Source organism: Rosenbergiella collisarenosi (assembly GCF_018494085.1).
In the GTDB taxonomy this organism is placed as follows: domain Bacteria; phylum Pseudomonadota; class Gammaproteobacteria; order Enterobacterales; family Enterobacteriaceae; genus Rosenbergiella; species Rosenbergiella collisarenosi.
On sequence record NZ_JABBFP010000001.1, the window covers coordinates 507,050 to 524,771 of the forward strand.

General features: G+C 46.9%; 15 protein-coding genes. 8 read left to right on the forward strand and 7 right to left on the reverse strand.

Features of this window, described 5'->3' with window-relative positions; translation table 11 throughout:
- Nucleotides 1-155 precede the first annotated feature (155 nt).
- The 3 genes from secM (at nt 156) to mutT (ending at nt 3,893) form a co-directional block, all read left to right on the forward strand.
- The gene (secM, locus tag HGT70_RS02240; RefSeq protein WP_071434179.1) at nt 156-653 is read left to right on the forward strand and encodes a secA translation cis-regulator SecM; all 498 of its coding nucleotides are present in this window, start codon (nt 156-158) and stop codon (nt 651-653) included.
- Between the two features lie 58 nt (nt 654-711).
- Nucleotides 712-3,417, forward strand: a complete 2,706-nt coding sequence (gene secA, locus HGT70_RS02245; protein WP_214194776.1) for a preprotein translocase subunit SecA — start codon at nt 712-714, stop codon at nt 3,415-3,417.
- An 80-nt stretch (nt 3,418-3,497) separates the two neighbouring features.
- On the forward strand, nt 3,498-3,893 hold the full coding sequence (mutT, locus tag HGT70_RS02250; RefSeq protein WP_071434183.1) for an 8-oxo-dGTP diphosphatase MutT: 396 nt from the start codon (nt 3,498-3,500) through the stop codon (nt 3,891-3,893).
- Nucleotides 3,894-3,903: 10 nt separating this feature from the next.
- On the opposite strand, the gene yacG is transcribed toward mutT, so the two are convergent.
- The 6 genes from yacG to ppdD form a co-directional block, all read right to left on the reverse strand.
- Entirely contained in the window at nt 3,904-4,107 is a 204-nt protein-coding gene (gene yacG, locus HGT70_RS02255) for a DNA gyrase inhibitor YacG (RefSeq protein ID WP_071434185.1), read from the reverse strand.
- An 8-nt stretch (nt 4,108-4,115) separates the two neighbouring features.
- Nucleotides 4,116-4,859: a cell division protein ZapD gene (gene zapD, locus HGT70_RS02260; RefSeq protein WP_071434187.1), complete on the reverse strand. Its 744-nt coding sequence runs from the start codon at nt 4,857-4,859 to the stop codon at nt 4,116-4,118.
- Nucleotides 4,856-5,473: a dephospho-CoA kinase gene (coaE, locus tag HGT70_RS02265; protein ID WP_214194777.1), complete on the reverse strand. Its 618-nt coding sequence runs from the start codon at nt 5,471-5,473 to the stop codon at nt 4,856-4,858. Before coaE ends, zapD begins: the two co-directional genes overlap by 4 nt.
- A gap of 97 nt (nt 5,474-5,570) precedes the next feature.
- Nucleotides 5,571-6,770 carry a type II secretion system F family protein gene (locus HGT70_RS02270; RefSeq protein ID WP_214194778.1) on the reverse strand — a complete coding sequence of 400 codons (1,200 nt, stop codon included), beginning with the start codon at nt 6,768-6,770 and terminating at the stop codon, nt 5,571-5,573.
- Nucleotides 6,757-8,154, reverse strand: a complete 1,398-nt coding sequence (locus HGT70_RS02275) for an ATPase, T2SS/T4P/T4SS family (RefSeq protein ID WP_071434193.1) — start codon at nt 8,152-8,154, stop codon at nt 6,757-6,759. Before HGT70_RS02275 ends, HGT70_RS02270 begins: the two co-directional genes overlap by 14 nt.
- Entirely contained in the window at nt 8,151-8,591 is a 441-nt protein-coding gene (ppdD, locus tag HGT70_RS02280; RefSeq protein ID WP_071434195.1) for a prepilin peptidase-dependent pilin, read from the reverse strand. Before ppdD ends, HGT70_RS02275 begins: the two co-directional genes overlap by 4 nt.
- Before the next feature lie 236 nt (nt 8,592-8,827).
- Between ppdD and ampD the strand changes: the two genes are divergently transcribed.
- Both ampD and ampE read left to right on the forward strand, forming a co-directional pair.
- The gene (ampD, locus tag HGT70_RS02285; RefSeq protein WP_214194779.1) at nt 8,828-9,376 is read left to right on the forward strand and encodes a 1,6-anhydro-N-acetylmuramyl-L-alanine amidase AmpD; all 549 of its coding nucleotides are present in this window, start codon (nt 8,828-8,830) and stop codon (nt 9,374-9,376) included.
- A gap of 25 nt (nt 9,377-9,401) precedes the next feature.
- Nucleotides 9,402-10,253 (forward strand): beta-lactamase regulator AmpE, encoded by an 852-nt coding sequence (gene ampE, locus HGT70_RS02290; RefSeq protein ID WP_214194780.1) that lies wholly within the window; start codon nt 9,402-9,404, stop codon nt 10,251-10,253.
- Between the two features lie 26 nt (nt 10,254-10,279).
- Here the strand turns inward: ampE and HGT70_RS02295 are convergent, their stop codons facing one another.
- Complete coding sequence (locus HGT70_RS02295) at nt 10,280-11,632, reverse strand: amino acid permease (RefSeq protein WP_071431599.1); 1,353 nt, start codon at nt 11,630-11,632, stop codon at nt 10,280-10,282.
- 470 nt (nt 11,633-12,102) lie between these two features.
- Here HGT70_RS02295 and pdhR point away from each other — a divergent pair, with 470 nt between their 5' ends.
- From pdhR to aceF, 3 genes are all read left to right on the forward strand, one after another.
- Nucleotides 12,103-12,867, forward strand: a complete 765-nt coding sequence (pdhR, locus tag HGT70_RS02300; protein ID WP_071435057.1) for a pyruvate dehydrogenase complex transcriptional repressor PdhR — start codon at nt 12,103-12,105, stop codon at nt 12,865-12,867.
- Nucleotides 12,868-12,960: 93 nt separating this feature from the next.
- Complete coding sequence (aceE, locus tag HGT70_RS02305) at nt 12,961-15,624, forward strand: pyruvate dehydrogenase (acetyl-transferring), homodimeric type (protein WP_214194781.1); 2,664 nt, start codon at nt 12,961-12,963, stop codon at nt 15,622-15,624.
- Between the two features lie 13 nt (nt 15,625-15,637).
- A complete protein-coding gene (aceF, locus tag HGT70_RS02310) occupies nt 15,638-17,512 on the forward strand; it encodes a pyruvate dehydrogenase complex dihydrolipoyllysine-residue acetyltransferase (RefSeq protein ID WP_214194782.1) in 1,875 nt (624 codons plus the stop codon).
- Nucleotides 17,513-17,722 lie beyond the last annotated feature (210 nt).

A 17,722-nucleotide genomic window follows, 5' to 3' on the forward strand; every position in this document is an offset into this window, starting at 1 on the left:
ACTGCTTTTTCGGCGACATCGTGTAATCGTTAGTGTGGCATGAGTGGATTGATGCTACTATCATCGTCATCTGCAAGGTGGAAAACCGAGAATAGACTTCAGCTGTCATTAATAACGATAAGAGAAGATATTTTTTCAATATCAATGGATGAATTGTGATTGGTTTGATTTCGCGCTGGGGACAACTGGGAAAACGTTACCTATGGCCGCATCTCTTATTAGGGATAGTCGCGGCAGGGTTCGGTCTGCCTTTTACAACAGGTCTTTTATCAGCAGCGAACGACGCCACACTATGTAATAGACTTTCGATTTCCCCACAAGCACGCATCTTCCCTATCATACGTCTACATGACCGTATTTTACGTCCGACGTATGTCCAAAATTTCTGGCAGCAGCAAACCTTACGCACCGTCATTCGTCATCTTTCATTCTCAATTCCGAGGACGTCAAACGCCGAATCTAGCTATGCACAGCTTACGGTTAAACGCTTAGTTGTACTCTATTCCTTAATCACACTATTGACTTCAGCCGCCGCGCTTAAAATAAGACGGCTTACCTGTCAACGTCTAGTGATCGAACGGCCTCGAGTTTTCTCCGCCGGACATTGGTTAGCCCAAATTCAGGGGATCCGCGCCGGACCTATACCAACTTAATAAAAAATATAGGTATTTAGGATCGTAGATTGGTTGTCAAAATAGAGAATTTATAATCATGGTAATGAAGTTATTAACGAAAATTTTTGGTAGTAGTAATGACCGGACGTTACGCCGTATGCGTAAAGTGGTTGATGTTATCAACAAAATGGAGCCTGACTATATCGCGTTAAGCGATGACCAGCTTAAAGCGAAAACCAATGAGTTTCGTCAGCGCTTGGAAAAAGGCGAGAGCCTAGAAAGTTTAATTCCAGAAGCCTTCGCCACCGTCCGCGAAGCGAGTAAACGTGTCTTTAATATGCGCCATTTCGATGTGCAATTATTGGGCGGTATGGTACTTAATGAGCGTTGTATTGCCGAGATGCGTACGGGTGAAGGTAAAACCCTAACGGCGACCCTTCCAGCTTATCTTAATGCGCTCAGCGGTAAGGGCGTTCACGTCGTGACTGTTAACGACTATCTCGCCCAGCGTGATGCTGAGAATAACCGTCCCTTATTTGAGTTTCTGGGTCTAACCATCGGGATCAACTTACCGGGTATGCAATCACCTGCTAAGCGCGAAGCGTATGCGGCAGATATCACCTACGGGACCAATAACGAATATGGTTTCGACTATCTGCGCGATAACATGGCTTTTAGCCCTGAAGAGCGCGTCCAACGTAAGTTGCACTACGCTTTAGTCGATGAAGTGGACTCCATCTTGATCGATGAAGCGCGTACGCCGTTAATTATTTCAGGCCCGGCTGAAGATAGTTCTGAACTCTATATTCAAGTTAATAAAATTATTCCTCATCTGGTACGTCAAGATAAAGAAGACTCTGATACTTTCCAAGGTGAGGGGGACTTCTCGGTCGATGAGAAAGCGCGTCAAGTTCATTTGACTGAGCGTGGTCTAGTCAAAATTGAGCAGCTGATGGTTGCCCAAAATGTGATGCAAGAGGGAGAGTCACTTTACTCGCCGACTAACATCATGTTGATGCACCATGTTACCGCGGCGCTGCGCGCTCACGTGCTCTTCACGCGTGACGTAGACTATATCGTGAAAGACGGTGAGGTTGTTATCGTCGACGAACATACGGGCCGTACCATGCAAGGTCGACGCTGGTCAGAAGGTTTACACCAAGCCGTCGAAGCGAAAGAAGGCGTAGAAATCCAGAACGAGAACCAAACACTGGCTTCTATTACTTTCCAAAACTATTTCCGTATCTACGAAAAACTTGCCGGTATGACAGGTACTGCTGATACCGAAGCCTTCGAGTTTAGTAGCATTTACAAGCTCGATACTATCGTTGTCCCGACTAACCGCCCGATGGTCCGTAAAGACAATGCAGACTTAGTCTATATGACTGAGAAAGAAAAAATCGACGCGATTATTGAAGATATCAAGGATTGTACGTCTCGTGGTCAACCGGTACTGGTTGGTACCATCTCGATCGAAAAATCGGAAGTTGTGGCCGATGCTCTCGCGCGCGCAGGTATTAAGCACAGCGTATTAAACGCGAAGTTCCATGCCAGCGAAGCCGATATTATTGCCCAAGCTGGCCAGCCTGGTGCGGTAACCATCGCTACCAACATGGCCGGACGTGGTACAGATATTATGTTAGGCGGAAGTTGGCATGTCGAAGTTGACGCGCTTTCCAATCCTACCGATGCTGAGATCGCGGCGATCAAAGAGGCCTGGCAAATTCGCCATGATGCAGTACTAGAGGCTGGCGGGTTACATATTATTGGTACAGAGCGTCACGAATCACGTCGTATCGATAACCAGCTTCGCGGACGCGCAGGTCGTCAGGGCGATAAAGGATCATCACGTTTCTACCTTTCAATGGAAGATGCCTTAATGCGTATCTTCGCCTCTGACCGCGTGTCTGGAATGATGCGTAAGTTGGGGATGAAACCGGGCGAAGCGATTGAGCACCCATGGGTGACCAAGGCGATCGCGAACGCTCAACGCAAGGTTGAGAGCCGTAACTTTGATATTCGTAAACAGTTATTAGAATACGACGATGTAGCGAACGATCAACGTAAGGCCATTTATTCTCAGCGTAATGAGCTGTTGGATGTTTCTGATGTGAGTGAAACTATCAACAGTATTCGCGAAGACGTTTTAAGCTCGACTATCAGTCAATTCATCCCACCACAATCTTTGGAAGAAATGTGGGACGTTACAGGTCTTGAAGAGCGCTTACGTACCGATTTTGAACTGCATCTGCCTCTGACCGAGTGGTTGGATAAAGAACCAGAACTCCACGAAGAAGTACTGCGCGAACGTATTCTGCAGAGCTCTTTGCAACAGTATGCTGATAAAGAAGCTGCCGTTGGCGTCGAGACGATGCGTAGCTTCGAAAAAGGCATTATGTTGCAGACGCTGGATACTCTGTGGAAAGAGCACCTTGCCGCGATGGATTATTTGCGTCAGGGCATCCATTTACGCGGATATGCGCAGAAAGATCCTAAGCAAGAATATAAGCGTGAGTCGTTTGCCATGTTCGCCAGCATGCTTGAGGCGCTGAAGTACGAAGTCGTCAGTACATTAAGCAAAGTTCAGGTACGGATGCCGGAAGAGGTCGATGCCATGGAACAGCAGTTCCGCGAGGAAGCGGAACGCCTAGCAGAACAGCAACAGCTCAGTCATGTTGATGATGAAACCGCTGCGGCGAATGAGCTCGCGAGCCAGGAAGGAGAGCGGAAAGTCGGACGCAACGACTTATGTCCGTGTGGATCAGGTAAAAAGTATAAACAGTGCCATGGTCGTTTAGCGTAGCCCTTTCTCGGTAGTTGGTAATTAACAGAAAAGGTCCATGGAAACATGGGCCTTTTTATTGTTCAGTAAGGAAGTTAATGATGAAAAATCTCCATGTTGCCGTAGGCATCATCCGCAATGATAAAAAAGAAATTTTTCTCACCCAGCGGGCTTCTACCTCCCACATGGCCAATAAGTGGGAGTTTCCCGGTGGTAAAATTGAGTCTGGTGAGACGGCTTTAGATGGACTCACTCGTGAATTGATGGAAGAGACGGGAATTACCGTGGTGGATGCTCAAGCTGTCGGAACGGCCAGCCATACCTACCAAGAGGTAAGCGTTACGCTTTATTTCTATCTGGTGGAGAAATGGCAGGGTGAGCCTTGGGGTAAAGAAGGGCAGCCTCAACGCTGGGTCAGTCAAGTAGACCTGAAGGCCGACGAGTTTCCGCCGGCAAATATCGAGATGGTTAATCGACTCGTACTGGGTGATTTGTAGCTATCATCGATTAAGATTCTGGGTCTTGCTCGCTCCAGGCCTCATGGTCAAAATGCGTAGGTTGACCTGCAATCGATTTTTCTTCGGCGGCCCACTCGCCAAGATCGATCATTTGGCAGCGCTTGGAGCAGAAAGGGCGCCAAGGACTTAGGTTATCCCAAATCACCTCTTTTTGGCATTGCGGACAATTAACAGTAGTGACATCGGGTTGCATAGGACCTCTTAACAGCAAGCGAGTTGAAACGGTAAAATTTCAGGGACTCTATCATCGTTTTCTAACGGAAAAAAGCGAATTGAAAACCGCGCTTTATGGCCTGAGACTTGTGGGTAAATTTCATCGTCGCTGGACAGCAGGATACGCAGTAGATTTTTATCTTCGGCGGCGTTCTGAAAAAATCCTTGATGAGCCTGTAATTCGTTGAAACGTCCACTCTGCCTGATAAGGTGTAAAAGGGTTTGTAGGCTGAGATGAAGGGGTTCCAAACCCGCATACCAGTGATCAAGCTGCGCTTGGCGCTTTTCAATCGGTAGATGTTGCCACAAATGAAGCGTAGGTGTATCGAAATTGCAATAGCCGCCGGGTATCGAGAGTCGCTGGCGAATTTGGCCTATAAACCGGTCTTCCTTGAAAGTACTACCAAATTTAGGGACGGTATTCATCTTCTGCCCATGCGCGCTCAATTCATCAATGAGGCAGTGAACGGCTTGTGTATCAATATCGGGTACGATTAACCACTGTTGTAGCTTACTTTGTTGCCTTTCAAGTTCTTTTAGTAAATCAGCACGTAATTCGTTACGCTCAAAAATATCAAGTAGCTCGGTGAGGGTTCGTAGAAAGAGTAAACACGCTTCAGGTGAATGTGCGTTTTTAGACGCGACCAGTTGTTGGAGTAAATATTCGACTCGTAACCAATTGCGCATTTTTTCATTGAGTGGATATTCAAATATGATCGACGAGTGTGTCATAGGTGACGCCCTTTATAATCTGCCGCTAATTGATTGTAGGCCAAAATAAGCTGAGAGACTTTCTCGTCGAGAGCGCTTTTGGATAAATTGTTATCAATGATATCGTCAGCGATAGCGAGTCGCTGCTCGCGTGTCGCTTGTGCTCGAATTATGGCTAGTGCCTCTTGGTGAGACACATTATCACGTTTACACACGCGTTCGATCTGTCGCGCCTCATCGCTATCTACCACTACTACGCGTTGCGCGAGATGTTGGAGTTGATTTTCAACAAGTAGTGGAACTACCCATAAGCACCACTCGGCAGAGCATTGGGCTATCTGTAGTTGGGTTTTTTGCTGGATTAGCGGGTGGAGTGATGCGTTTAGCCATGTTTTATGTTGGGCTTCGGAAAAAATAATACTACGGAGTTGTTTACGATCAAGCGTGCCATCCGCTAGCAGAATTGTCTGACCAAAACGTTCTTTCATTGCGACTAGGGCTGGTTGTCCAGGCTCGACGACTTCACGGGCAATGACGTCGGCATCAATAATAGCGATATTTTTTGCTGCAAAAAGATCGGCTACGGTGGATTTACCGCTCGCGATACCGCCTGTTAACGCCACAATATAGGTCATGTTCTGTCGTCTCACTCTTAACAATATTTACGACGGGTAATTACCTTGAGTATGAAGGGGATATGAAGAGGTGTAAACCTTGGTAATGAGGGACGATTTAACCCAAGGCCTCACCTAAATAGAAGATAGGTAAATACATGGCTATCACAATGCACCCGACCAAACCACCACTTAGCCCCAGCATGATAGGCTCGATACGCTGGGTGAGTCGGCGGCTTAACACTGAAGCCTGCTGCGAATACCAGGTGGCTAACTGACTGAAGGTTTTCTCCAACTGCCCAGTTTCCTCTGCAGACCTTACCAATAATAGCGATAACGGTGGATACTCAGAATAGTGAGCCATTGCTGCTGATAACTTTTCACCGGTATGTAACCTTCGATAAATTTCCTCGATCCTCTGTTTCCATAGTGGCGAGCTAAAGATATTCGTAACTAGATGTAGGCCATCGAGTAATGTGAGGCCTGAATGCTGCGTACTCGATAAGGTAGAAAATAATAAAGAGAGATGACGATGTTGCCATAACTCTCCTAACAGCGGGATGTGTCGTACGCAGCGATGACGCGCTAATTGCCATTCAGGATATTTAGGGTCGATATAACGGGCGACTAATAGAAAGATGACACCGATCAGAAATAAATACGGAAGTACTGTATTAAACGAGTGAGCGAGCTGTATCACTAGCTGCGTAAAGCGAGGTAACGGTGCATTTAGTGACTGGTACATCAGGGCAAATTCTGGAAGGACGAAGACTAAAAGCCCGCACGTCGTGATGATAAGAAAGAATAGAGTGATACAGGGATAGCGCAGGGCAGCCACTAACTCGTCGTGCAGCACTTGTTGCTGCTTTAGTACCCTGACGACTTGCAGACAGCTATCGGGAAGGTGGCCAGTGAATTCTCCAGCTCTAATTAGGGCTGACACTGTAGGCGGAAATATTTGAGGCCACTGCGCTAAGGCCTGCGATAGTTTTTCTCCTGATACGATTTTTTTTAATAGCAATTCGATAATAATTCGCCATACAGGTGAGGGTGGATGACTCATTAATAGCTCTAAACACACTGCTAGGGTGAGTCCAGCATTAAGCATGGACTCGAGTTGTTGAAAGAAGACAATGAGTGTTTTTCCAGACCATCCCTTCAAGGTATGGTTTCGCTTAGTTTTAATGTGATAAGGGATAATGCTATCTGTTAGTAGTTGCAGTTCTATATCTTGTCGACATACACCCAGCTGATGACCGTCACAACTTTCACCCTGCAGGGTTATCCCTTGCCAATGATAGAGTTTAAGCTGCTGCATCGTTTTCCCCGACTATCCGTAACACCTCCTGATAAGTCGTTATTCCCTGTACTACGGCAGCAAGACCGATCTCAAAAAGATTTTGTACATTACGCTCTTGAAGCAGCCTACGAATATGATGGGGAGAGTCGTACTGGATAATGGCATATTGCAGCGAGCTACTGATAGGAAGTAGCTCGAATAAAGCATGGCGACCTAAATAACCAGACTTACAACGTTCGCACCCTGTAGCAAGCCAATGTTCGAAGGTTTGCAGTGGAAAGTGAGAGGGAAGTGGCTCGGGGGATAGACGTCGGCAATAGCCACATAAACGCCGTACTAATCGTTGTGCAATGATAAGCTTCAAGGCGCTAGCAGTGAGATATCCAGCAATCCCCATCTGTGTTAATCGACTTAGGGTGTCCACGGTGGAATTGGTATGTAATGTACTTAAGACTAGATGGCCTGTTTGTGCGGCTTTTATGGCGATTTCAGCCGTTTGGTTATCACGGATTTCACCAATCATGACGATATCGGGGTCTTGGCGTAATAGGGCTCGAAGAATGGTAGCGAAATCAAGGCCAGCTTTCAGGTTGATTTGTGTCTGAGTTGTTCCTGTGACCACCATTTCAATCGGGTCTTCGACGGTACAAAGATTACGCTCTGGGCTATTTAGGTAGTTGAGAGCACTGTAAAGCGTGGTTGTTTTCCCACTCCCCGTAGGCCCGGTGACAATAATTAATCCCTGTGGAGAATCCAACGCTACTTTAACCAAACCTAGCTGCCCGGTTGGCATACCGAGGTTCTCCAGTGCCAAATCACCGCGAAAAGTCTCTAACAGTCGCAGAACCACCTTTTCACCAAACCGCGTGGGTAATGTTGCTATACGAAAGGAGTATTCACTACCTTGCAAGGCAAAGGTTAATTGTCCATCTTGCGGGCGGCGGTTTTCTGCAATATCTACGCCCGCAAGTAGTTTAAAGCGGCTTTCAATGGCACTCACTTCCGCTAAAGTCAGTTCACCAAAAATATGTAAGACACCATCTACCCTGAAGCGGATCCTTGCGCCATGAGAGTGGGGCTCAATATGGATATCGGAAGCTTTTTGATCAATAGCTTGGCGAAGAATTGAATGACAATATTCAATTGTTGTTGCCGACTCCTCACTATTAATAACTTTTTGTAAGACAGGGGGGAGTGTGACTGAGCCGTATTGGGCCTTATATTCATGCGCAGAGATGACTTTTACTTCGATTTTTTTTTGGCAGGCAAAGGAGAGTTGCTCGAATTCGTCTTTAGTAGGCGGCGTCATCGCGATTAGACATAGACTATCCTTATTTTCCTTAAGGACGCATGCAGGGTGATTGTCACAGAAGCCTTTAAGGTAGCTAGTCTCTGCATTCATGGCTTACTCTCCCTATCGTCGTAACGTAGCTGGCGTTCACAGTTTTCACGTAGTGTTGAGTTAGTGGCTTGGCATCGTCGTTGCCAACTCAATGCTCCTTGTTCAGCTTGCAGTATAGGGATTAGCTCGGCGTTTAGGCCGTTTAGCGTATTAGTGCCTTGTGCACGTATTACCCCATTGTTAACCGTTAATTCCGAGATATAACGGGTAGTTCGAGGTAGTGGAATACCCTCCTGTCCGGCCTGGCAAACGTCGAGTTGTCCTTTTTCAAGCGCGCAGAGTTCAACAGCGATTTTATAAGGTTGAAGTACTTGGAGTAGATCGGTAAGCGCTGCTTTTTGTAGGTATCCTTGATAAGCGGGGATGCCTAAGGAACTTAATATGGCGATGATTGCGATAACAATCATTAATTCGATTAACGTAAACCCTTGTTCCATGACGTCGTCCTCAAGTGATTGAGGCGCCATGATTAAGGATAATTTTGTGCGTAAGAAACAACGATAATCAATCTAGGGTAAGTTCTCACAGCCTTAAGGCTCTTTTCGAAAAGAGTTGCATAAAGCTTGTGAGTTATCTTGAAGTACCTATGCTAATCTTGAAGGAAATCTGGCTCATTCTTAGCCAATCTTGTCTAATAAAAGGGCCACGTAATTGAGTGGTAAACGTGACTAGCATGCTAGCAATAGAAGAACATTGGTTAACGCTTGCGCGTAGAGTCCCCTCTACCCATTACAACGAACGACCTGAAGGCGTCACTCCTCGTTTACTGGTTGTTCATAATATCAGTTTACCCCCAGGTGAGTTTGGCGGTGATTATATCGACCAACTGTTCACGGGTACTCTCTGCGCAGACGAACACCCCTACTTTGCGGATATTGCAGGGTTACGCGTTGCGGCGCATTGCTTAATTCGCCGCGAAGGAGAGATAGTGCAATACGTTCCTTTCGATAAGCGAGCGTGGCATGCCGGGCAGTCGTGCTACCAAGGGGTAGAGAACTGTAACGATTTTTCGATTGGCATAGAGTTAGAAGGTACTGACGATCTTCCCTATACCGAGGAACAATATCAGGCATTGAGTCAAATTACGCAGTCGCTTGTAAAATACTATGGGTTGAAATATGAGGATATTACGGGGCATTCTGATATCGCGCCAGGCCGTAAAACCGATCCGGGAGCCGCTTTCGATTGGCGCCATTTTCATTCACTCATTACCGCATACTGATTATTTAAGGGAGTAGAGTTAATCCATGACGTTATTTACGCTATTACTCGTTCTTATTTGCGAGCGGCTATTCAAGTGGGGGGAGCACTGGCAGTTAGAGCATCGGCTTGAGCCGCTTTTTCGTCGACTACATCATTTCTCATTGGTGCGTACCATCGGATTAGTAGTATTGATCATGTTAGTATTTACGTTGTTTCTACATGCCATCGAGGGGCTAGTATTCGGGGTTCTATCACTGATCGTATGGATAGTAGTGGGAGTGTTATGTATTGGCGCTGGAAAAAGCCGACAACATTATCGCGATTATTTACACTCCGCCAATCAACAGGATGTGACGGGGCATCAGGCTATGGCTGAAGAGCTTAGTACGATCCATCCTATGTCGAGCACCATTACGGATAAACTCTATCTACGCGAGCTACAAAATGCGCTGCTATGGATAAATTACCGCTTCTACCTCGCCCCACTTTTTTGGTTTGTGGTAGGCGCAAGCTATGGGCCGGTTTTTTTATTAGGCTACGCCTTTCTGCGTGCATGGCAGGGATGGCTTGCCAAGCAAGACCGACAACAACGTGAGCAGTCTGGTGTAGATGTTTTATTGTTCTGGATTGATTGGATACCCGTGAGAGTTGCAGGTTTGGCTTACGCATTTCTTGGTCACGGTGAAAAGGCTTTGCCGGCATGGGGGCGCTTCATGACCGATATTCGACATAAGCCGTATCACGTATTATCGGTTTTAGCTCAGTTCTCATTAGAGCGGGAACCGTGTAAAGATAAGGTGGAAATGCCCCGGGTTGCTGTCGCATTAGCGAAACGTATCACACTCGTCATTGTGTTGATAACGGCAGTCCTGACATTGGCAGGAGTTATCCTGTAGTAAGGGGGGATAGCCCCCCCTTATCGTTAGCGGGTTGTTTTATTCTTAATCAGATAGCCAATAGCTAAAATCGCGACCCAAACTGGAATTAACCATACTGAAATAGCCATACCCGGGATGGTGAGCATAATTCCAAGAATTGCTACCATAAAGATTAGGCATATCCAGTTACCCAGCGGGTAGAAGAGTGCAGGGAAGCGCGGAGTAATGCCTTGGCGTATTTTCGCTTTGCGAAATCGCATATGAGCAAGACTAATCATCGCCCAGTTAATCACTAACGCTGAGACGACTAACGCCATTAATAGTCCGAATGCTTCGCCCGGCATCAAGTAGTTCAGCAGTACAACGAGAGCGGTTGCAAAGGCAGAAAAACCCAGGGCAACGTAGGGGACTCCCCGTTTATCGACGTTAAGCAGTGCTTTGGGGCCATTACCTTGTTTCGCCAAGCCATACAGCATACGGCTATTCGAATAGACACAGCTGTTATAAACAGAGAGTGCCGCCGTTAAGATAACGATATTTAATGCATTGGCAACGAGCTTATCGCCGAGCTCATGGAAGATTAAAACGAAAGGACTTGTCCCCTCAATAACCTTTGTCCATGGGTAGAGTGAAAGCAGAATCGCAAGCGATCCCATGTAAAAAATTAAGATGCGATAAATAACCTGATTGGTTGCTTTGGGGATGCTTGTTTGTGGGTCAGCCGCTTCCGCAGCGGTGATACCGACCAGTTCGAGTCCGCCGAACGAGAACATAATGATGACCATTGCGGTTATCAAGCCTGTTACGCCGTGTGGGAAGAACCCACCCTGTGCCCATATGTTGGTCACGGATGCTTGCGGGCCACCCTGTCCGCTTAACAGTAGCCAAGTACCGAAAGCTATCATTGCGACAACCGCGACGACTTTAATAATTGAAAACCAGAACTCTAATTCACCGTAAATTTTTACGTTAGCGAGGTTAATAGCGTTGATGAGTATAAAAAAGACTGCGGCAGAGACCCAAGTTGGGATCTCAGGCCACCAGTATTGGACATAGAGCCCTACAGCCGATAGTTCAGCCATCGCGACCAATACGTACAGGACCCAATAGTTCCAACCTGAGGCAAACCCGGCGAAACTCCCCCAATATTTGTAGGCAAAATGGCTGAAAGAACCGGCGACAGGTTCTTCAACAATCATTTCCCCCAGCTGGCGCATAATCATAAAGGCGATAAGGCCACCAATAGCATAACCGAGCAGCACTGAAGGGCCAGCCATCTTGATTGTTTGAGCTAAACCTAGAAACAATCCTGTACCAACTGCTCCTCCTAAGGCAATCAACTGGATATGCCTATTTTTCAGCCCCCGTTTTAACGAACCTGTTTGTTGCTCGCTCATAAATTCCTCTCGCGTAGTGTTCTTATACCTAATTTCAGGCTGTAAGGAGAATGTGACAGACTGTGTCATTTATTTTACGGGGTTATGGGGCAGAATTACTACGTTGAAATTAAGGAATTATTCGTTATCAGCGGCTGAATCACATAAGGAGTGAAAAACTCTCATTTAGAATATTCTATATTTTGATCATTCAGCATGGATAATAGGGCGCTATTAGGAGAAAATACGGAGAGTTATAGTGTCTATTGGCGTTAATGTACGATTTGATAGCGCGATGATTTTTCGGTGTGCAGACGCATAGCTTTTAGAGGCGTGAAAGATAATTGAGAAAAGTTGCTCCCTGTTTTTTTGATCCAACTCGTACTTTGGTGAACGTAACATAGACAGTCGGTAAATGTTTTGTTAGCTTAAGCCACCTTGTGGGAAATTGGTATGACCAATTTAGAAGAGTAAGAATGACTACAGGTATGATGGCTTATAGTAAAATCAGGCAGCCTAAGCTTTCTGATGTCATTGAGCAGCAATTAGAGTCTCTGATTATGGAAGGGTCATTGCGACCTGGAGAAAAGCTACTTCCAGAGCGTGAGCTGGCTCGACAATTTGATGTCTCTCGTCCTTCGGTACGGGAGGCTATTTTACGTTTGGAAGCAAAAGGATTATTGCACCGTCGCCATGGTGGCGGGACCTATGTGCAAGAAAGTTTATGGCAAAGCGTCAGTGACCCGCTAATTGGCTTATTGGCACAGCATAGCGAATCGCAATATGACCTGCTCGAAATGCGCCATGCTCTCGAGGGGATAGCCGCTTACTACGCTGCTTTGCGGGGGACGGAAGACGATTTGTCGAGAATTACGCATTATCATCTGGCGATTCAACATGCTCAAGAGAGCGGGGACCTAGACGCAGAAGCTGATGCAGTGATCGATTATCAAATAACAGTCACAGAAGCCGCGCATAATGTGGTTCTGCTCCATCTGGTTCGTGCAATGGGGCCAATACTCAAGCAGAATGTACGTTCTAACTTTGAATTACTTTACTCTCGCCGCGATATGCTAGCGAAAGTCAGTGGGCATCGTGCTCGGATTTATCAAGCAATCATCGCACGACAGCCTGAAAAAGCCCGTGAAGAATCCAACTCGCATCTGGCTTTTCTTGAAGAGATTTTATTGGAGAGAAACCGAGAGCAGTCTCGGCGTGAGCGCTCTTTACGGCGTTTACAGCAAAGAAAAAATTGAGTCACCTAGGTATAAAGAGTGGGTATTGGCATTAAGGCCTTTACCTAGCAACGATATTAATTTCAATGTACAGACACAGATAAGGAATACCCCATGTCAGACCGTCTACATAATGACGTGGATCCGATTGAAACTCGCGACTGGCTACAGGCGATTGAATCGGTCATCCGTGAAGAAGGTGTTGAACGCGCACAGTATTTGATCGATCAAGTATTGAATGCGGCTCGCAATGGTGGTGTAAGTGTAGCAACTGGATCGGCGATCCGAGACTACGTTAACACTATTCCGACGGAAGAAGAGCCTAACTACCCAGGCAATACCAGCTTAGAGCGCCGTATTCGCGCAGCGATTCGCTGGAACGCGATTATGACCGTACTTCGTGCCTCCAAAAAAGATTTGGAACTGGGTGGTCATATGGCCTCTTTCCAATCGTCAGCGACTATCTATGAAGTCTGCTTCAACCACTTCTTCCGTGCGCGTACTGAAAAGGATGGGGGTGACCTCGTTTATTTCCAAGGCCATATTTCCCCAGGCGTCTATGCGCGTGCTTTCCTTGAAGGACGTTTGACTGAAGATCAAATGAACAACTTCCGTCAAGAAGTGGACGGTAAAGGTCTTTCCTCCTATCCGCACCCTAAATTAATGCCTGATTTTTGGCAGTTCCCGACGGTATCAATGGGCCTGGGACCGCTGAGCGCCATCTACCAAGCTAAATTCCTAAAATATCTCGAACACCGTGGATTGAAAGAGACATCCGCGCAAACCGTCTATGCCTTCTTGGGCGATGGTGAAATGGATGAGCCTGAATCTAAAGGCGCCATCACTATTGCTACGCGTGAAAAGTTAGACAACTTGGTCTTTGTGATTAACTGTAACTTACAGCGTCTCGATGGACCCGTTACAGGCAACGGCAAGATCATTAATGAATTAGAAGGGATCTTTGGCGGCGCTGGTTGGGAAGTGATCAAAGTGATTTGGGGCGACCGTTGGGATGCATTGCTGCGTAAAGATACTAGCGGTAAGCTAATCCAATTAATGAACGAAACCGTCGACGGTGATTACCAAACCTTTAAGTCACGCAATGGGGCCTACGTTCGTGAGCACTTCTTTGGACGTTATCCAGAAACAGCGGCGTTGGTCAAAGACATGACTGATGACGAGATCTGGGCCCTTAACCGTGGTGGTCACGATCCGAAGAAAATCTACGCAGCCTTTAAGAAAGCGCAAGATACTAAAGATAAACCAGTAGTGATCCTTGCTCATACCGTTAAAGGTTATGGCATGGGCGAAACGGCGGAAGGTAAAAACATTGCGCACCAAGTGAAGAAGATGAACATGGAAGGCGTGCGTTATATCCGCGATCGCTTCAATGTTCCGGTTGCCGATGAAAACCTTGAAAAACTTCCTTTTGTGACCTTCGCTGAAGACTCTGAAGAGTACAAATACCTACATAAGCAGCGTGAAAACTTAGGCGGTTACCTGCCAACGCGTCAAGCCGAATTTACTGAAGAGCTCGAGATGCCTGCGCTGAGCGAATTCCAATCATTATTGGAAGAGCAGAACAAAGAGATCTCGACGACTATCGCCTTCGTTCGTGCCTTGAACGTGATGCTGAAAAACAAATCTATCAAAGAACGTCTTGTTCCGATCTTAGCGGATGAAGCGCGTACCTTTGGTATGGAAGGACTTTTCCGTCAGATTGGTATCTACAGCCCGAATGGTCAGCAATATACCCCGCAAGACCGCGAGCAAGTGGCCTATTACAAAGAAGACGAGAAAGGACAGATTTTACAGGAAGGTATTAACGAGTTAGGTGCAGGCGCCTCGTGGTTGGCCGCAGCGACCTCTTATAGTACTAATAACCTGCCGATGATCCCGTTCTATATTTATTACTCAATGTTCGGTTTCCAACGTATCGGCGATCTCTGCTGGGCAGCGGGTGACCAACAAGCACGTGGCTTCTTAATTGGTGGGACATCGGGCCGTACGACCCTCAATGGTGAAGGACTACAGCACGAAGATGGTCATAGCCATATTCAGTCGCTCACTATTCCAAACTGTATCTCTTACGATCCTGCTTATGTGTACGAAGTTGCCGTCATTATGCAGCACGGCTTAGAGCGTATGTACGGTAAAGCGCAAGAGAACGTTTACTACTACATCACGACCCTAAACGAAAACTACCATATGCCTGCGATGCCTGAAGGCGCGGAAGAAGGCATTCGTAAAGGTATCTATAAGCTGGATACGCTGGAAGGCAACAAAGGTAAAGTCCAGCTGCTAGGCTCTGGCGCAATCCTTCGTCATGTTCGTGAAGCAGCGAAAATCCTGTCAGAAGATTATGGCGTCGGTTCAGATGTTTATAGCGTGACGTCGTTCACCGAGTTGGCTCGCGATGGCCAAGATTGTGAGCGTTGGAACATGTTACACCCGGCAGAAGAGCCACGTGTACCTTATATCTCTCAAGTATTGAGCGATGCGCCAGCGGTAGCCTCAACGGATTATATGAAATTATTTGCTGAACAAGTCCGTACTTATGTTCCAGCAAGCGATTACCGTGTATTAGGAACCGATGGTTTCGGGCGTTCAGATAGCCGTGAAAACCTACGTCATCACTTCGAGGTTGATGCCTCCTATGTAGTAGTCGCTGCATTAGGCGAGCTGGCTAAACGTGGCGAAATTGATAAACAAGTGGTTGTCGACGCGATTAAGAAATTTAATATTGACGCAGACAAAGTCAATCCACGTCTGGCATAAGAGGTAAGAGTAGATGTCAATTGAGATCAAAGTTCCGGATATCGGTTCTGACGAAGTCGAAGTCACCGAGATCTTGGTTAAGGTTGGAGACAAGGTTGAAGTCGAACAGTCTCTGCTTACTGTTGAAGGCGATAAAGCCTCAATGGAAGTGCCTTCACCTCAGGCAGGCGTGATTAAAGAGATTAAAGTTGCGACGGGTGATAAAGTCGAAACGGGATCACTTATCATGATCTTCGAAAATGAAGAAAATGCAGCAGCCCCAGAGGCAGCTCAACCCGCTGCAGAGAAAGCCTCTGCTCCGGCCCCGGCTTCTGCTTCGGCAAAAGAGGTGATGGTACCGGATATCGGTGGTGATGAAGTGGAAGTCACCGAGATCCTGGTGAAGGTTGGCGATACCGTTGAACTTGAACAGTCGCTACTCACCGTTGAAGGCGATAAAGCCTCAATGGAAGTGCCTGCGCCTTTTGCTGGTAAAGTCAAAGAGATCAAAGTGAGTACTGGCGATAAGGTCAACACCGGATCGTTAATTATGATATTTGAGGTTGCGGGTGAAGCCGCAGCATCTGCTAGCACGTCTTCGAAAGAAGAGTCTGCGCCTGGCGCAACGACAGCAGCGTCTAGCCAAGTGGTTAACGTCCCGGATATTGGCGGAGACGAAGTTGAAGTAACGGAAATCCTAGTGAAAGTCGGTGATAAGGTTTCACTGGAACAGTCACTGATCACCGTCGAGGGCGATAAAGCATCGATGGAAGTGCCTGCACCTTTCGCGGGTACGGTTACCGAAATTCAAGTAGCGGTTGGCGATAAAATCAGTACCGGTTCTGCCATTATGGTCTTCAGCAGCGATGCCCCAGCCGCTGAAAAAGCGCCTGCACCTGCGCCAGAAAAACCGTCTGCGTCGACCTCAGAACCCGCTAAGGCTGCTCCGACTGCTGCGCCTACGGCGAAGGACGAGTTCGCGGAAAATAGTGCCTATGTCCACGCGACGCCGGTCATTCGTCGTCTTGCACGTGAGTTTGGTGTTAATTTAGCGAAGGTTAGAGCGACTGGTCGTAAGGGACGTATCGTTAAAGAAGACGTTCAGTCTTATATTAAAGATGCGTTAAAACGTGCGGATGCAGCACCTGCGGCGGCAAGTGGCCTTCCTGGAATGCTGCCTTGGCCGAAGGTAGACTTTAGTAAATTTGGCGAAGTAGAAGAAGTGGAATTAGGGCGTATTCAGAAAATTTCTGGTGCTAACCTCAGCCGCAACTGGATGGTGATCCCACACGTTACTCACTTCGACGAGTCCGACATCACCGAGCTAGAAGCTTTCCGTAAGCAACAAAACGTTGAAGCCGATAAACAAAAACTGGACGTTAAAATCACGCCAGTCGTGTTTATTATGAAAGCGGTCGCTAAGGCGCTGGAGGCTTATCCGCGTTTTAATAGCTCTTTATCTGAAGATGCTCAACGTTTGACGCTGAAAAAATACATCAATATTGGTGTTGCGGTAGATACACCGAACGGCTTGGTCGTACCCGTATTCCGCGATGTTAACAAGAAAGGTATTATCGAGCTTTCTCGTGAACTGATGGAAATCTCCAAAAAAGCGCGTTCTGGAAAGCTGACTGCATCCGATATGCAAGGTGGTTGTTTTACAATATCCAGCTTGGGCGGCCTAGGGACAACCTCGTTCACGCCAATCGTTAATGCTCCAGAAGTGGCGATATTGGGTGTTTCTAAATCGTCGATGAAGCCTGTCTGGAATGGAAAAGAGTTTGCGCCACGCTTAATGCTGCCACTCTCACTCTCGTTTGATCACCGAGTGATTGATGGCGCAGAAGGCGCGCGCTTTATCTCCTATCTAGGTCAAGTGCTTGGCGATATTCGTCGTCTAGTTATGTAATATCTTGAGGTCGGCATTTGCCGGCCTTAATCTTATTAGGGAGTAGGGCATTGGTGTTATTGAGAAATAATGCGCTATTCTTCAAAACAACTAACCTTTACGCAATCCCGTTTGCACAATTTTAACAATTATGTAAACTCTTGCACTACATAGGTTCCGGGAAACTAACGCAGCAGAGGGTATTGCGCTATCACCCCCGGAGAATCGAAT

Excerpts from the sequence above, each read along its gene's own strand:
- ampE (WP_214194780.1), top strand. The coding sequence starts at position 9,402 with ATGACGTTATTTACGCTATTACTCGTTCTTATTTGCGAGCGGCTATTC.
- coaE (WP_214194777.1), bottom strand. The coding sequence starts at position 5,473 with ATGACCTATATTGTGGCGTTAACAGGCGGTATCGCGAGCGGTAAATCC.
- HGT70_RS02270 (WP_214194778.1), bottom strand. The coding sequence starts at position 6,770 with ATGCAGCAGCTTAAACTCTATCATTGGCAAGGGATAACCCTGCAGGGT.
- aceF (WP_214194782.1), top strand. The coding sequence starts at position 15,638 with ATGTCAATTGAGATCAAAGTTCCGGATATCGGTTCTGACGAAGTCGAA.
- HGT70_RS02295 (WP_071431599.1), bottom strand. The coding sequence starts at position 11,632 with ATGAGCGAGCAACAAACAGGTTCGTTAAAACGGGGGCTGAAAAATAGG.
- aceE (WP_214194781.1), top strand. The coding sequence starts at position 12,961 with ATGTCAGACCGTCTACATAATGACGTGGATCCGATTGAAACTCGCGAC.
- pdhR (WP_071435057.1), top strand. The coding sequence starts at position 12,103 with ATGGCTTATAGTAAAATCAGGCAGCCTAAGCTTTCTGATGTCATTGAG.
- mutT (WP_071434183.1), top strand. The coding sequence starts at position 3,498 with ATGAAAAATCTCCATGTTGCCGTAGGCATCATCCGCAATGATAAAAAA.
- HGT70_RS02275 (WP_071434193.1), bottom strand. The coding sequence starts at position 8,154 with ATGAATGCAGAGACTAGCTACCTTAAAGGCTTCTGTGACAATCACCCT.
- yacG (WP_071434185.1), bottom strand. The coding sequence starts at position 4,107 with ATGCAACCCGATGTCACTACTGTTAATTGTCCGCAATGCCAAAAAGAG.
- secA (WP_214194776.1), top strand. The coding sequence starts at position 712 with ATGGTAATGAAGTTATTAACGAAAATTTTTGGTAGTAGTAATGACCGG.
- zapD (WP_071434187.1), bottom strand. The coding sequence starts at position 4,859 with ATGACACACTCGTCGATCATATTTGAATATCCACTCAATGAAAAAATG.
- ampD (WP_214194779.1), top strand. The coding sequence starts at position 8,828 with ATGCTAGCAATAGAAGAACATTGGTTAACGCTTGCGCGTAGAGTCCCC.
- ppdD (WP_071434195.1), bottom strand. The coding sequence starts at position 8,591 with ATGGAACAAGGGTTTACGTTAATCGAATTAATGATTGTTATCGCAATC.